The sequence below is a fragment of the Arthrobacter alpinus genome (assembly GCF_900105965.1).
In the GTDB taxonomy this organism is placed as follows: domain Bacteria; phylum Actinomycetota; class Actinomycetes; order Actinomycetales; family Micrococcaceae; genus Specibacter; species Specibacter alpinus.
The window spans coordinates 2,423,457-2,438,499 of the sequence record NZ_FNTV01000001.1 but is presented as its reverse complement, the minus strand read 5'-3'; the positions used below and the strand labels follow the sequence as shown (position 1 = coordinate 2,438,499).

Genomic DNA, 15,043 nt, shown 5'->3' with positions numbered 1-15,043 from the left:
GCTATGTCACGCACCATTGTTATCACGGGGGCCAGCGACGGGATCGGTGCCGCTGCAGCAAGGATTCAGGCCGGTTTTGGTGACGAGTTGGTTCTCGTGGGCCGTTCGCCGGAGAAAACCAAGGCCATTGCAGCCGAGCTGGGAGCGGATTACTTCCTGGCCGATTTCACGGATCTGTCCCAGGTCAAGACGCTGGCGTTGGCACTTGAGCAAAAGTATCCGCGCATCGATGTGCTGGCGAACAATGCTGGCGGCGTGATGGGTCCGCATGAGGTGACGGTGGATGGGCATGAGAAGACTTTTCAGGTCAACCACCTGGCACCTTTTCTGCTCACCACGGCGCTCATGGATACCTTGGTGGCCAGCCAAGCGAGAATCATCAACACCTCCAGCGCCGCGCACAGGTTGATGGCCAAGTTCAACATTGACGATCTAGACGCGGAAAAACGCTACAGCGCCAACGCCGCCTATGGGAACGCGAAGCTGGCCAATATCCTCTTCACCAAGGAATTGCAGCGTCGCTATGGAAGCCTTGGTATTAATGCAGCAGCTTTCCACCCGGGAATCGTAGGAAGCAATTTTGCCTCCGAAGCCGCCGGGTTCATCAAGTTTGCCTATGGCTTGATGTCCCAGAGCTTTATGATCAGCCCGGTGCAAGGCGCTGACACCCTCATCTGGCTGGCCAACAGTGAGCCCGGCGTGGACTGGACTGCGGGCGAATACTATTCCAAGCGCAAGGTCACTCGCGTGACGAAGACGGCGGCTGATCCCACGCTGGCCGTGCAGTTGTGGGATCGTAGCGCAGCCATGATTGCTGCCTTCGAAACGAACGACGCCGTTTAGCCTCGCTGTGTGGGGAAACGCCCGCCGGTGTAGACGCCTTCGGAGAGTTGTTCCACGAGCCACGGGCTAAAGGCGAAGGGCGTTGCCGAGACGGCTTCTTCCACGTCAACCACATCCGCCCAGGCCCAATCACAGATTTCATCGGGGTTCGGGTCTATGGTGCCATCGCCTTCGTAGATGGCCGTGTACACGGGGCAGATTTCATTCTCAACAATGCCCGAGGCGTCCACGGCGCGGTAGCGGAAGTGGGGGAGCGCGGGCTGGATACCGGTCACCGTGATATTCAATTCCACGGCGGCACGGCGGATGATGGCTTCCTCGAAGGATTCCCCGGGCGCGGGATGGCCGCAGAACGAATTGGTCCATACCCCAGGCCAGGTCAGCTTTGACAGTGCCCGGCGGGTCAGGAGGGTGCGCCCCTGCGAATCCAAGAGGTGGCACGAAAAGGCCAGGTGCAGGGGAGTGTTGGTGGTGTGGACCAGGGCCTTGTCAGCGGTCCCAATTTCTTCACCGGCGTCGTCCAACAACCTGACCAGCTCAATGTTTTCACCCATGGTGGGACCAGCTCCTTCTAGCGCGTGTCCCTTAAGTCTATGGTTTCACCACGTCGTGCGGGACCACCTCATGGAGCTCAAGGCCGCCGGAACCCAGTTTCCAATAGTGCAGTCTCAGCGCCGCCGCGGTGCCCTGTTCAACGTAGAGGCGCCAACACACATCCTCGCCACGCAGCGTGACGCCGGCATGGGCACCTTCATTGACCCTGAGCAGATGCGGTTCACGTTTGCGAAGCGGGCCCTTGCGATCGGCCACCAGATCCAGCACGGCACGCAACGTTTTCCCGCGCTGTTGTTCCGTCAGCTGTTCCCACGACGCCAGAAATTGCGGGCTGCAGCTGTATTCCCGCAGCGGATGGGCGGACTTGTCCGCGGCAGGAACAACCTGCGCCCACGCGTTGACCAAGTCAAAGTTGAACTGCTCTGCCGGGTCCAGGAACAACGTCTCCGGGGCGCTTTCGGTCCGTGAACTGGCCGACCGCCGCTTTTGCCTCAACTGCACCAGGGAGGCCTTCGCCTTGGCCAGTTCGCCCTTGAGCGCATCAATCTGGTGGATCGCCGTGTTGCGTTCCCGCGCCAAATCCGCAGCCGCTTGGCGTTCGTCTTCCAATTGATCCTGCAATGCCCGGGCCACCTGGTCGGTTGCGCCTTGTTTTTTGGCGGCGGACATCAGCTCAGCGATGGTTCGGCGCGCCGTCTCCAGCTGCATTTGGGTGCTTTGCAGGGCCGTGCGCCGCTCGGCGGAAGTAGCCACCACCTCCGTTTTTTCATGTTCGACGCCGGAGGGTCCGCTTTCGCGGTTGGCCTCGGGCACGCTGAGGGTGCCTTGCACCACGGGCATGCCGCTCGTGAAAAGGCTCGCGTAGGGCCTGCGGCTTTCGAGCCATGGCGGCCCGCCGCGGAGGAGGGGTGGGGCTGGGGCGGCTTGTTCGTCGTCGTCCACGTCAAGCATGGACAGCCGTACGGCGCCGTGTTCGTAGAGAACCCGGACCCGCACCACTTCGCCTTCGGTCAGGAGGTCTTCGGCGGAGTCCAGATCGTTGGAGGAGATCCTTTCCACGCCGATGCGGAAATCGCTATTGGGCCACAGGTACACCGTGGCGTGGGTGGGGCAGACGAATTTGACGCGGGCCAGCGCCACATCGCCGTGCTTGTAGACGGTCACGGGTGAGGCGCGCGGTAGCAGCAGAGCCTTGATGTCCAAAACATTCGTGCTCGGGTCGAGCAAACCGGACAGCTTTTGGCCCTTGCTGATGAGCCAGTCGAGCGGGATCCCGGGCAGGAGGTCCTCGCCCCGGATGAGGGCATTCTCGCCGCCCGCCGCAATCGTGACCATGGCCCTGTCCGTGCCGGCGAATCCCTGAACCACGGCCTCGGTAATGATGGGCAGCTGGGCGGTGACCAATGACTGGGGCGGCTCAACGGGCACGGCCGCAAGCACCTCATTCTCGAGATCGCGGTACAGGGCGGCCAGCTCAGACGCACGGTGGATCAAGTGCGGTCGTGGTGTCTTGGCTGCCCACTGGAGTCCGTGTGGATAGACGCGCGCGCCGGTGCCGTAGATGTGCAATTCATCCGGCAACCCCCGTTCCAACTGGCGGGTTTCAAAGCCGTTGGCGATCTCAAAAACCTCGGTCTCGGGTCCCACCTGGGCGGCAACTGCCCCGGCATCGATGCGGACTGAATCGCCGAGTTTATAGGAAACGATTACGGCGGTGTGGCTGCGATGCGGATCCACCAAATGGCGGGCCAAGGCGCTGCCGCCCAAGTGATGAACCTCTGCGACAACAGGAACAGATTGCACCGCTTCTTCGGGCGGGTGGAACCTGTTCCTGTTTTTCTGCGCAGGCATGAGGTTCCTTTCCGTCAGCCTTGTCGGAGGGTGCTAGTGACTTACCTTACAACGACGGCGCGGAACGAACCCGTCAAACTTCCTTGGGTTACGCAGTGAGGGAGAGAATTTTGAACTCGCGCCCCACGATGAAGTCCTGTGTGACTCTTGCTGCGGAGGCCACATTCCCCGCGGCACGCGCATTAAGCGCATAACGCTTGGGTCACGGTTTTGCCCGGATGGACGGTATGGGGTCCGCGGGATCCTGCAGTTTTCTCGTTACCGGGATATTAGCGAGTTACCGGCTAGTAGTCCTTTTGGATAGGGGGCTCAGTTTGATCGGCATTTTGTTGTGTGAGCTGCGGTACATTTGCCTCACGGTGTGTGACGGGGACAACATTCCCTGCAGCGCCAAGGAAATGTACAACCCTCGTTGAGGACCGGCCGCCACCCCTGGCCACCGCAGCGGGCCAGCGTGAAGGATGACTTAATGCCACTGCACTCACCCACGCAGCGGAGGGCGCATCAAGACTGCGATGCCGCCGTCGCTGCTTTGCGGAGGCTGATCAGATGATCGGCTTCATCGCAAAAAGATTCATCAACTACGCGATCCTCTCGGCCATCGCGACCCTGAGTGCATACGTTTTGGCCAGCGTCATCCTGAACCCGGCCAGCAGGTACCTTGGCCGCAATCCCCGCCCCTCCGATGAAACCATCGGAGCAATCCTGGACGGCTTGGGCGTCAACCCCAACACTCCTGTCATTGAGCGGCTCTGGGCATGGATCGTGAATCTGGTGACCCATGGATCCCTCGGCGACACCATTCACAACACCAGCGTCATCAGCGAGATGACGGCACGCGCCGGCACCAGCCTGCGCCTGCTGATTTTGGGCACCATCATCGCCGCACTCGTGGGCGTCATCCTGGGTGTATGGGGTGCCGTACGGCAGTACAAGGCCAGCGACCAGATCATTTCCTACGCCTCTTTCACGGTTCTGGCCATGCCCTCGTTCGTCATTGGCATCTTGCTGATGATCCTTGCCACCTCGTTCAACAACGTTCTGGGCATGCAGTTGATCAACTTCACGGGTGAATACACGGCAGGGCTCGACGGCGGTTGGTGGGTTCACTTCTGGGACCGCGCCGCCCACCTGCTCCTTCCAACAATTTCCCTGGCGCTCATGGGGGCGGCCGGATATTCCAGGTACCAGCGCAGCGCCATGCTGGACGTCCTTTCGGCCGACTACATCCGTACTGCCCGCTCCAAGGGACGCACCCGCGGCTCGGCCCTTGTCCGGCACGGCGTCCGGGTGGCACTGATCCCCATGTCCACCTACTTTGCGTACTCCTTCGCCACCGTCCTGGCCGGCGCCGCCGTCACAGAGTTGGTGTTCAGCTGGCATGGCATGGGCGAGATGCTGGTGCAGGCCATCCAACAAAGCGACATCAACGCCTTTACCGGTGCCATCTTGTTCAATGCGATCTTGATCCTGATAGCGGGAACCTTGGCGGACGTTGTGTACGCAGCCCTTGACCCGAGAGTGAGGGTGTAGCCATGTCAATGCTTGAAGAAATTGCAGTCCCCGACGTCGTGGCCGCGAGCGCCGAGATTGTCCAGTCCAAGAAGCCGGTGTCCCGCTTCCGGCTGGTGGTGTCCCGGCTGCGTTCCACCCCGCGGTTCTGGGTTGGTTTTGTTGGCCTTGCCCTCATCAGCCTGTGGGCCATCTTTGGTTTGGTGCCCAATGCGTGGAACTACACCGACCTTGACGTGTACAACATGGGTTCGAGCCCGTCGGCCCTCCACTGGTTTGGCACCAGCGATATTGGTGAGGACATCTACGCCCAAACCGTTGTTGGCCTGCGCAAGTCGCTGATCATTGGACTGTTGGTGGGGCCGCTGGCCGCCATCATTGCCGGAATTGTGGGCGCCATTGCCGGTTACATTGGCGGTTGGTGGGATAGGGCCATCATCTGGGTCATTGACCTGCTGTTGGTTCTGCCGAGCCTGTTCTTGTTCATCCTCCTCAGCCCCATTTTCAAGTCATTGTCCTGGGTGGCGTTGATTTTCCTCTTGGCCGGCTTCGGCTGGATGATCATGGCCCGTGTCATCCGGGCACAGACCAAGTCACTGCGCGAACGCGACTTCATCAAGGCGGCCCGTTTCATGGGCGTGGACACCTGGACCATCATCCGCCGCCACGTGCTGCCGAATGTGTCATCGCTGCTGATCATCGACGCGACGTTGGGTGTTGGTGCAGCCATCTTGAGTGAGACCACCCTGAGCTTCTTCGGTTTCGGCATCCAAGCCCCGGACGTCTCCCTGGGCACACTGCTTTCCGCCGGCCAAGGCGCCGCCGCAACCCGCCCGTGGCTGTTCGTCTTCCCCGCGGCCATCCTCGTATTTACGGTGCTCTCGGCCAGCCTTGTTGGCGATGCCTTGCGCGACGCCGTGGACCCAACCTCCGGAGTCAACCGTGACTGACATTCTCACCTCGTCTTCAACCGCCCAGCGCGGCACCGTGCAGTCCAACCACCTGCTTGAGGTGCGCGATCTCAGCGTCACCTTCCCGCAGCCCGGCGGTGCAGTCACGGCCGTTCGCGGCGTCAATTACCACGTGGACAAGGGCGAATTCCTTGGCATTGTGGGGGAGAGCGGTTCAGGAAAGTCGGTATCCTCGCTGGCTGTCATGGGGCTGCTGCCATCTTCGGCCAAGGTCACCGGCGACATCCTCTTCGAGGGAAAATCCCTGTTGGGCCGCAGCGACAAGGACTTGTCCAAGCTGCGCGGCGAAGGTATTTCCATCATCTTTCAGGATCCACTGTCCGCACTGACCCCTGTGTACACGATCGGCACACAGATTGCTGAGGCTCTCCAGCTTCACGACGGCAAATTGTCCAAGCTGGCGGCGAACGCCCGCGCCGTGGAACTGCTCAAGATCGTGGGCATCCCCAACGCGGAGCGCCGCGCCCAAGCCTTCCCGCACGAATTCTCCGGCGGCATGCGCCAGCGCGCCATGATCGCCATCGCCATTGCCAACAACCCCCGCCTGATCATCGCCGATGAACCCACCACGGCGTTGGATGTCACCATCCAGGCGCAGATCCTGGAGGTGTTGCAGAAGGCGAAGGAGTTGACCGGTGCCGCGGTGGTGCTCATTACACACGATCTGGGTGTGGTGGCCGGCAATGCCGACAGGCTGGCGGTCATGTATGCGGGACGGATTGTGGAAACAGGCACCGTGGAGCAGGTGTTCCGCGCGCCGTCCATGCCATACACCATTGGCCTGTTGCGGTCCATGCCGAATCTGGCCACGGCCGGCCATACCCGGTTGGTGCCGCTGGAGGGGCGTCCGCCCCAGCTAAGCAATCTTGCACCAGGCTGCCCATTCGCACCGCGCTGCCCCGTGGCCATCGATGCCTGCCTCACCACAGAACCGCCACTGATCAAGATCAACGATGACCCGTTGAACGCCTCGGCCTGCTTGCGGGTCGCCGAAATTGAAGCCGGACAGCTCAAACGAGGAGAAATCTACCCCGTGCCCGCGCCTGTGGCAGCTGCCGAGCGGGCCGACGTCGTGCCTGAAAATGTCATGGAGGTTTACTCGCTCAAGCGGCATTTCCCGCTGTCCAAGGGCTCCATTTTCAAGCACACCATAGGCACGGTGCGCGCCGTGGACGGTGTCAGCTTCGAGATCAAGGCCGGTCAGACACTCGGATTGGTGGGTGAATCCGGCTGTGGAAAATCCACTACCATCATGGAAATTCTGGAACTGGCCAAGCCCCAGACCGGCAAGGTCATCATCAACGGCAGGGATGTGGCGACCCTAACGGCAAAGGAACGGCGTGCACTGCGCCAAGACATTCAAGTGGTGTTCCAGGACCCCATGGCATCCCTGGATCCTCGGCTTCCCGTTCAGGACATTGTGGGCGAACCACTCACGGTCCACCGCGTTCCGGCGACGGAGCGGCTGAAAAAGGTGGCGGACGTTCTGGAGCTGGTAGGCCTGGACCCGTCCATGGCATCGCGGTATCCACATGAATTTTCCGGCGGTCAGCGCCAGCGCATCGGCATTGCCCGAGCGCTCGTGACAGACCCCAAGATTGTGGTGCTGGATGAGCCTGTCTCGGCCCTGGATGTTTCCATCCAGGCCGGTGTCATCAATCTGCTGCAGGATCTGCAAGAAAAACTTGGACTCTCTTACTTGTTCGTGGCCCACGATCTGGCCGTGGTCCGGCAGATCGCCGATGATGTTGCCGTCATGTACTTGGGCAGGATTGTTGAAAGCGGTCCGGCGGAGCAGATCTTCGACAACCCGCAGCACCCCTACACCCGAGCGCTGCTCTCTGCCGTGCCCGTACCAGATCCGGCCGTGGAGCGCAGCCGTAGCCGGATCATTTTGGACGGCGATCTGCCCAGCCCCACGGAAGACATCACGGGCTGCAACTTCCGCACCCGCTGCCCCCTGTACCGGCTCATGGATGAGACCGGCCAGGAGCGTTGCCGGAATCAAGACCCCGAACAGCGTTCCGTCAACGGCAGCGAAGTGGCCTGTCACCACGCCGAACGCATAGACCTCATGACCCCCGCATAATCACCGCAACCACAGCCCTCGGGACACCACAAATGACCCGCCGGGATCTTTCAATGGGAGGAAAGAAATGAAACACATCAACAAGATGGTGGGAGCCGGAGTCCTGGCTCTTGCCCTCACAGTCACCGGCTGCAGTGCCGGCGGTGGTGGCGGGAACAATGCCACCGTTGACAGCAGCAAGGGCGCCGCGGAAACGGCTGCCCTGCCCACCACGGCGTGGACGGCGGCCGATTACGGCTCCGTCAAGGACGGTGGAACATTGACGTTGGCAGTGGACCAGTTGCCTGATAACTGGAACACCTTGCAGGTCGATGGAAACGTCAAGTCGGGCGCAGAAATCATGGACCCCACCACAGGTGGGCCGGTCCGCAACACTGTTGACGGCCAATGGGAACTCAACCCGGACTACGCCACAGACGTGAAACTTGTGAGCGAGGACCCCCAGGTTGTTGAGATAAAGCTGAATCCGAAGGCCGTTTGGGAGGATGGCACGCCCATCACCTACAAGGACTATGACGCCACGATCAAGGCGAATAACGGGAGTAACAAGGATTACCAGATTGTTGGAGACAACGTTTACAAGGACATCGAATCGGTGACCAAGGGCGACACAGACTTCAACTTCAAGATCACCTTCAAGAACAAGAACGCTGACTGGGCCTCAATCCTGGGCGGCAGCACGGCCGGCCAGTCTCAGGCCGCCGTTCTCCCGGCAGCTGTTGCAGCCGACGTGACTGCTTTCAACGAAGGTTACAAGTCCAAGCCGCTTCCCTCCAGCGGACCGTTCAAGGTCTCCAATGTTGACACCGCAGGACAGGTTGTCACCCTGGTCCCGAACGACAAGTGGTGGGGGCAGAAGCCCAAGCTGGAAAAAATCATCATGAAGGTTGTTTCCCGCGACGGCTTGGCCCAGGCCTACGCCAACAAGGAACTCGACGCCTTCAGCATCGGCACCAACAAGAACAACTATGACACCGCCAAGAAGCGCACGGACGGCACCGTCCAGCAGTCCGGTGGCCTGACCTGGAACCACGTCACGCTGAATGGTTCCAAGGGACCGTTGGCTGATCCGTTGGTCCGCCAGGCCGTGGGCCGCGCCATTGACCGCGACACGATCTCGGCCAGCCGCCTGAGCCCCATCGGCGCCCCGGTGTCCAGCCAGAACAGCTACATCTACATGCCTGGCCAGAAGGGCTACGCCGACAACGCCACGTCCGTGATCGGCTACGACACAGCCAAGTCCGAGGAGCTGCTCAAGGAGGCCGGCTACACCAAGGGCTCCGATGGCACCTACGAAAAGGACGGCGCCAAGCTGGAACTTACCTACACCCTCGATGCCAACAACCCAGTGTCAGAGCAGATCTTCAAGCAGATCCAGGCCAACCTGAAAGTTGTGGGCATCACCCTGAAGAACGACACCGTTCCGGAGGACAAGTTCTTCTCCGACTACGTGCTCAAGTCCAACTTCCAGATGACCGGATTCGCCTGGTCCGGCACCGCCTACCCGGTTGCCTCGACGGAATCGATCTTCTACCCCAAGGATGCCGGCCAGAACTTCTCCGGCGTCACCGATGACAAGCTCGGCGAGATGTGGGCTGCGGCCAATGCCGAACTTGATCCCGCAAAGCGCATCGAACTGGCCAACAAGATCGACGCGGCCATCTTCGCATACACCCCCGTCATCCCGCTGACCCCGACCCCGAACACCTTTGGTGTAACGAACGGTTTGGTCAACTACGGTGCCGCGCAGTTCCAGTCCATCGACTGGACAGCTGTGGGCTTCAAGTCCTAACCCGGCTAAACAAGGGTCCGGTTCCGGAGGTCGAGATTGTCGAGACCTCAGGGGCCGGGCCCTTTGCCGTCCCCACCGTTGGTTGAGCTTGTCGAAACTTACGTCAGCACACTGGCTATGCTGAACACCAATAAAAGGACGCCCACGACGCCGGATGGCAGGTTCCAGCTGCTCGTCACCCTTGATTCTTGGCTATGCCCGCGCCCAGGCATGGATTCGGTGCGCCGTTCCCACGCATCCCAGGCGCTTTGGACGGCAGCCTGAGTTGGCGGCAGCAAGGGCAACCCGCCAGGGCCAGCCGAAAGCTTCGGGCCCAATTTTCCGGCACCGGGAGCGCCCCAGCTGGGAATCCGGCCGGTCGTGGTGTCGAAGCTGACGTTCTGGATGACGCGCATGGCCTTGAGCGCCGGAAAGGGGATCTCGTGATCCCGCAAGATGTTGCGGATGAAGAGGCCGTCCGGGCGGATCAACAAGCACGGGCGCCACAGCAAAACATAAATTCCCCAAGCGACGAAGAGCAGCCAGGGCAGGAATTCCCAGATGGAACTCGGGGTGCCCGTCAGGACCAGATTCGCGGAAAGTGCGCCGCAGATTACAACTGCCACCACGGACAATATGCGTGTCGGCGTGGAGTAGAGGGATCTGGAGGGCGGAGTTTCTGGGGCAGTTTCCATAGTCCTTCAAGAATGCCAGAGATTTACCCTGTCCGAGCGGACTCAACTAGCTGTTGGCGCGCTATTCGAATCAGTCGTGGTTGACATGTATTTGTGTATCAATATCGAAAGGCCCACGGTGCCCGCCAGAGCAATGAGTCCCATCAAGGTGAAGGCAAGCGGGAGATTCTGGCTCCACCTTGATAAGGAGCTGGCAGCGGCCCAAGTCGAAAGCAGAAAGGCGGCAGGTGGCAAGGAAATCAGCACATCCATGAGCGGACTCGAGAGCTGCTTGTTCGTGAGCTTTCGGAAGGCCCCAACATAGATGAGGATCCCCACCGCCAGAAGTAGCAGGAAGGCCATGGGCTCCAAGCCACCACAACTCGAGGATGCGGGGCGGGATGCTGTTACATCGCAAGTGCCCGCCACATCGACCGAGCTCCAAGTGCCGGTAACCATCAGCGTCAAACCAAGTATTCGGGCGAACCACCTCAGGGGTGAGTGGACTCGATACGTGGTGGCTTCCATAGTAGGCATTATTCCTCAGACCACAGCCGAGTAGGCAATGGAGCAGCATGAGAAGAGACTCGGATACTGCGGTTCTGGCGGATGGGGGTGTTTGATAGACACTGCCACCGAGGGCCGGGCTTGCGTAGCGTGGGGGATGTGGAAAAAAGAGATGATATTCGTGAGTTCCTGATCTCGCGTCGTGCCAAGATCAATCCTGAGATGGCCGGAATCCCCAGTTACGGAGAACTGCGCCGTGTACCGGGCTTGCGCCGCGAAGAAGTGGCGCAGATCGCCGGAGTGAGTACTGACTACTACACGCGGTTGGAACGAGGCAACCTGCGCGGTGTATCAGACTCGGTCATCGGTGCCGTTGCAGCCGCTCTTCAACTCGACGAAGCAGAGCAGGCATATTTGATGGACTTGGCACGGGCGGCCAATATACCGTCAAGTCGGGCGTCACGGAGGCCACCACAGCAAAGGGTCCGTCCCGGTGTATTGCATCTGCTGGACGGCATGACCGAGGTGGCCGCCACGGTGCACAATGGCCGATCGGATGTCCTGGCCGCAAATCACCTGGGACGCGCCCTCTACGGGCCAGTGTTCAATTCCGCCACCCCCTCTGGGACGGGCGTCCCGGCACAATTACCCAATCAGGCCCGCTATCTCTTCCTCGATCCTGGTGCAGGGGACTTCTACCCCGATTGGCCGGCCATTGCGGCGACCACTGTGGCCATGTTGCGGACGGAATCCGGTCGCAATCCCCATGACCGGGCGTTGCACGAGCTGATTGGTGAGCTGACCACGGGAAGCGGACAGTTTGCCGTTTTATGGGCAGGGCACGATGTCCGAATCCACACCACGGGAACCAAACGCTTCCACCACCCTGTAGCCGGGGATTTGTCCCTGCAGTACGAGGCACTTGATCTCCCCGGGGATGAGGGACAGACTCTCTTCACTTTCACTGCCGAGCCCGGAACCGCCTCTGAGAATGCGTTGGCGTTCCTAGCCAGCTGGGCGGAGGCTCCTGCCGCAACTATCAGCGCAGGCAGTCATGCCAGTGGATCCACTGTCCCAGGCAAGAAATCACCGGCCCAGCCGGGATCACGAACCCCAAGAAAGAATGAATGATCGCATGAGTGAACAAACTGAAAAAACGACGCAGAAAAAGGTCTGGTTCATCACCGGAGCCGGCCGTGGCATGGGGACCGACATCGCGAAGGCAGCACTTGCCGCCGGCCACGCCGTCGTCGCGACCGGGCGCAGCACAGAAAAAGTACTTCAGGCCCTGGGTGAAAAGCAGGACCTGCTCGCCGTGAAACTCGATGTAAAGAACCCAGACGACGCGACGGCAGCCATCCAGGCCGCCGTCGACCGCTTCGGCCGAATCGACGTGCTTGTCAACAACGCAGGAAACTTCTACGCCGGATTTTTCGAGGAGATCACAGCAGAGGACTTCCGAGCTCAAATTGAAACTACCTTGTTCGGGCCCATGAACGTTACACGTGCGGTTCTCCCGGTTATGCGGGCCCAGCGCTCCGGCCTGGTCGTCACGATTTCCTCCACAGCCGGCATCACTGGACAAGAATTCTGCTCCGCTTACGCAGCCTCGAAGTTCGGGGTGGAGGGCTGGGCGGAATCCCTGGCCCCGGAAATCGCACCGTTCGGCATTCGCACGATGCTCGTTGAGCCAGGATTCTTCCGCACCGAGCTACTCAGCCCGGAATCCACCCGTTACGCCGCACCCACCATCGAGGACTATGCCCCGCGTGCTGAACAGACCATCACGGGCTGGCGCAGCATGAACGGACAACAGGGTGGGGACCCGGCCAAACTCGCCGAGGCTCTCATTGAACTGGCTGAGCTGGACAATCCGCCCCTGCACTTCGCCGCCGGTGCCGATGCAGTAGAAACTTTCGAGTTGAAGGCCAAGGACCTGATCAGCCAGTCCGACGCCTATCGCCAACTATCCACCAACCTTGCCCACAACGGCGCATAACACCAGTACCTTCGCCACAGAAGAGAGATAACCCATGAAGAATGCAGCACTTGGCGCATTGAGCGTCTCCCGTATCGGGCTAGGCGCCATGACCATGGCCGGGACTTACACCACAGGTCGCGGGCTCGACGACGACGACGAGTCGATCCGCACCATTCACCGCGCGATTGAACTCGGCGCCACTCACATCGACACAGCAGAAATCTATGGACCGTTCCACAGCGAGGAAGTCGTTGGCCGCGCGATCAAGGGCCGCCGTGATGAAGTGGTCGTAGCCACAAAGTTTGGCCTGTTTTCACACTCCGAACGACGCCGACTCATCGACAGCAGCCCGGCCAACCTCCGAATCGCGGTTGAAGGATCCCTCAAGCGCCTCGGTACAGATCATATCGATCTCTACTACCAGCACCGTGTGGACCCGAACATCCCCATCGAGGACACCGTCGGCACCCTGTCCGAGCTCGTCGCCGAAGGAAAAATCCTCCACATCGGTCTGTCGGAGGCTAGCCCCAGCACCATCCGCCGTGCCCATGCCATCCACCCACTGGCAGCCTTGCAGACCGAATACTCCCTGTGGACACGCGATCCCGAGGCAGAGATCCTCCCGCTTCTTCGCCAGCTCGGCATCGGCCTCGTGCCTTACTCTCCACTCGGGCACGGACTCCTGACAGGACAGATCCGCACCATTGACGACTTTGCAGATGATGACTGGCGTAAAACCAACCCGCGCTTCACCGGCGAGAACTTCCAGCGAAATCTGCGGATCGTAGACGAAGTCCGGGCCATCGGCGCTGAAACTGGGGCAACCCCCGCTCAGACTGCTCTGGCGTGGCTTCTGACCCGAGGCAACGATATCGCCCCGATCCCCGGTACCAAGCGAGTCGCCCGCGTAGAGGAAAACACAGCAGCTGACGGTATCGAACTTGGCGCGGCACAAATTGAGCGCCTGAACGATCTCACGCCTGCAGCCGGTGCCCGCCATGACGACGCGAATATGGCCAGCATCGACAGCTAAATACCCCAATACCAGCTTCAATGGATGAAGCCGGCTGGCCTTGTTTTCTGTGCTGGTCGGCTACCAGGCACTCCGCTAGAGGCAGTCTTGCCCCTACAGCAGAACGAATACCCGCATGACCCCGACATCTTTGACCTTCTCTATCTGCTGGATTCTTGTTCTCGAAGCAGTGTCGCGGGGTCTGCCCCTGATTCGTGGACATAGGGTTTAAATCATGCCTCCCCCGCCAACGGATCAACACCGTGCCCCCGTCATGGAGGATGTGGCTCGACGTGCCGGAGTTTCGCATCAAACCGTGTCCCGGGTTCTCAATGACAGCCCCAGCGTCAGCCCGAAGACCAGGGAGAAAGTTCGGCAGGCAATACTGGAGCTGGGATATCGCAGGAACACCGCAGCCCGGGCCTTGGTGACACGCAGATCCCAGACCATCGGGCTGCTGGCCAACGGCATGAACGAATATGGGCCGTCCAACATTCTGCTGGCCGTCCAAGAAGCCGCCCGTGAGGCCGGATACTTCGTGAGCATTGCGGGCATTCGAGAAATTTCACAAGAGGGCATTGCCGAATCTCTGCAACGCTTCCTGGACCAGGGCGTGGACGGGATCGTTGTGCAGGTCCCCCATGCAGATATTCCCGCCATGCTTCAGGAGCTCAATTTGGGAGTGCCTGTTGTCATTGTTGGAACAGCCGCGGACGGACGGCTCAGCGGCGTCATGGTTGACCAGGAAAAAGGCGCCCGCGACGCCGTTCAGCACCTCGTGGATCTTGGCCACACCAGAATCGCCCACGTTGCCGGCCCTGACCGGTTCATCGATTCAGCGGCACGGGTAGCGGGTTGGCGCCACGTTCTTGCTCAGGCAGGACTGGAGGAGGGTCCGCTCATCACGGGGGACTGGACCGCAGCTTCGGGTTACCTGGCCGGGCTGGAGCTGGCCAGACGCTCAGATGCGTCTGCCGTGTTCGCGGCGAACGATCAAATGGCGGTGGGATTGTTGCGGGCGTTCACGGAGCAAGGAATCCGCGTCCCGTTCGATATGTCACTTGTTGGTGTTGATGACCTGCCAGAGGGCGCCTACCTTGTGCCTCCGCTGACAACGGTCCGGCAAGGATTTCAGGAGCTGGGCCTGCGCTGTCTTGAGATCATGGTGAGCCAGCTTGAAACTGCGTCACCCGCTCAGACTGCTGTTGTGGAGCCCCAACTCATTATCCGTGCGTCAACGGCCCCGCCCGCCCAGAGCTGAGAGCCGCAATTTTGGG

At 60.6% G+C, this 15,043-nt stretch carries 12 protein-coding genes; 9 read left to right on the top strand and 3 right to left on the bottom strand.

Annotated elements, in window-relative coordinates; translation table 11 throughout:
- Window positions 1-3 precede the first annotated feature (3 nt).
- Window positions 4-843 (top strand): SDR family NAD(P)-dependent oxidoreductase, encoded by an 840-nt coding sequence (locus BLV41_RS11120; RefSeq protein ID WP_074711689.1) that lies wholly within the window; start codon window positions 4-6, stop codon window positions 841-843.
- Here BLV41_RS11120 and idi read toward each other — a convergent pair.
- A complete protein-coding gene (idi, locus tag BLV41_RS11115) occupies window positions 840-1,397 on the bottom strand; it encodes an isopentenyl-diphosphate Delta-isomerase (RefSeq protein ID WP_074711688.1) in 558 nt (185 codons plus the stop codon). The two genes, BLV41_RS11120 and idi, sit on opposite strands and share 4 nt — an antisense overlap.
- 37 nt (window positions 1,398-1,434) lie before the next feature.
- The gene (locus tag BLV41_RS11110) at window positions 1,435-3,249 is read right to left on the bottom strand and encodes a hypothetical protein (protein WP_074711687.1); all 1,815 of its coding nucleotides are present in this window, start codon (window positions 3,247-3,249) and stop codon (window positions 1,435-1,437) included.
- Window positions 3,250-3,798: 549 nt separating this feature from the next.
- Between BLV41_RS11110 and BLV41_RS11105 the strand changes: the two genes are divergently transcribed.
- From BLV41_RS11105 to BLV41_RS11090, 4 genes are all read left to right on the top strand, one after another.
- Window positions 3,799-4,782 (top strand): ABC transporter permease, encoded by a 984-nt coding sequence (locus tag BLV41_RS11105; RefSeq protein WP_074711686.1) that lies wholly within the window; start codon window positions 3,799-3,801, stop codon window positions 4,780-4,782.
- A 2-nt stretch (window positions 4,783-4,784) separates the two neighbouring features.
- Window positions 4,785-5,711, top strand: coding sequence for an ABC transporter permease (locus BLV41_RS11100; protein ID WP_074711685.1), 927 nt, complete (start codon window positions 4,785-4,787; stop codon window positions 5,709-5,711).
- A complete protein-coding gene (locus BLV41_RS11095; RefSeq protein WP_074711684.1) occupies window positions 5,704-7,821 on the top strand; it encodes an ABC transporter ATP-binding protein in 2,118 nt (705 codons plus the stop codon). Before BLV41_RS11100 ends, BLV41_RS11095 begins: the two co-directional genes overlap by 8 nt.
- Window positions 7,822-7,888: 67 nt before the next feature.
- Window positions 7,889-9,613: an ABC transporter family substrate-binding protein gene (locus tag BLV41_RS11090; RefSeq protein WP_083360734.1), complete on the top strand. Its 1,725-nt coding sequence runs from the start codon at window positions 7,889-7,891 to the stop codon at window positions 9,611-9,613.
- 98 nt (window positions 9,614-9,711) lie between these two features.
- Here BLV41_RS11090 and BLV41_RS11085 read toward each other — a convergent pair whose 3' ends face one another.
- Entirely contained in the window at window positions 9,712-10,287 is a 576-nt protein-coding gene (locus BLV41_RS11085; protein WP_074711683.1) for a hypothetical protein, read from the bottom strand.
- A gap of 645 nt (window positions 10,288-10,932) precedes the next feature.
- On the opposite strand from BLV41_RS11085, the gene BLV41_RS11075 reads away from it, so the two are divergent.
- The 4 genes from BLV41_RS11075 (at window position 10,933) to BLV41_RS11060 (ending at window position 15,027) form a co-directional block, all read left to right on the top strand.
- A complete protein-coding gene (locus tag BLV41_RS11075) occupies window positions 10,933-11,904 on the top strand; it encodes a helix-turn-helix domain-containing protein (protein WP_244516861.1) in 972 nt (323 codons plus the stop codon).
- 4 nt (window positions 11,905-11,908) lie between these two features.
- Entirely contained in the window at window positions 11,909-12,772 is an 864-nt protein-coding gene (locus BLV41_RS11070) for an SDR family oxidoreductase (RefSeq protein WP_074711680.1), read from the top strand.
- A gap of 34 nt (window positions 12,773-12,806) precedes the next feature.
- On the top strand, window positions 12,807-13,787 hold the full coding sequence (locus BLV41_RS11065; RefSeq protein ID WP_074711679.1) for an aldo/keto reductase: 981 nt from the start codon (window positions 12,807-12,809) through the stop codon (window positions 13,785-13,787).
- Window positions 13,788-14,001: 214 nt separating this feature from the next.
- Complete coding sequence (locus BLV41_RS11060) at window positions 14,002-15,027, top strand: LacI family DNA-binding transcriptional regulator (protein ID WP_074711678.1); 1,026 nt, start codon at window positions 14,002-14,004, stop codon at window positions 15,025-15,027.
- The last annotated feature ends 16 nt before the right edge of the window (window positions 15,028-15,043 follow it).

What these genes read in the sequence shown, in the direction of transcription:
- BLV41_RS11120 (WP_074711689.1), top strand. Translation starts at nt 4, where the DNA reads ATGTCACGCACCATTGTTATCACGGGGGCCAGCGACGGGATCGGTGCC.
- idi (WP_074711688.1), bottom strand. Translation starts at nt 1,397, where the DNA reads ATGGGTGAAAACATTGAGCTGGTCAGGTTGTTGGACGACGCCGGTGAA.
- BLV41_RS11110 (WP_074711687.1), bottom strand. Translation starts at nt 3,249, where the DNA reads ATGCCTGCGCAGAAAAACAGGAACAGGTTCCACCCGCCCGAAGAAGCG.
- BLV41_RS11105 (WP_074711686.1), top strand. Translation starts at nt 3,799, where the DNA reads ATGATCGGCTTCATCGCAAAAAGATTCATCAACTACGCGATCCTCTCG.
- BLV41_RS11100 (WP_074711685.1), top strand. Translation starts at nt 4,785, where the DNA reads ATGTCAATGCTTGAAGAAATTGCAGTCCCCGACGTCGTGGCCGCGAGC.
- BLV41_RS11090 (WP_083360734.1), top strand. Translation starts at nt 7,889, where the DNA reads ATGAAACACATCAACAAGATGGTGGGAGCCGGAGTCCTGGCTCTTGCC.
- BLV41_RS11085 (WP_074711683.1), bottom strand. Translation starts at nt 10,287, where the DNA reads ATGGAAACTGCCCCAGAAACTCCGCCCTCCAGATCCCTCTACTCCACG.
- BLV41_RS11070 (WP_074711680.1), top strand. Translation starts at nt 11,909, where the DNA reads ATGAGTGAACAAACTGAAAAAACGACGCAGAAAAAGGTCTGGTTCATC.
- BLV41_RS11065 (WP_074711679.1), top strand. Translation starts at nt 12,807, where the DNA reads ATGAAGAATGCAGCACTTGGCGCATTGAGCGTCTCCCGTATCGGGCTA.
- BLV41_RS11060 (WP_074711678.1), top strand. Translation starts at nt 14,002, where the DNA reads ATGCCTCCCCCGCCAACGGATCAACACCGTGCCCCCGTCATGGAGGAT.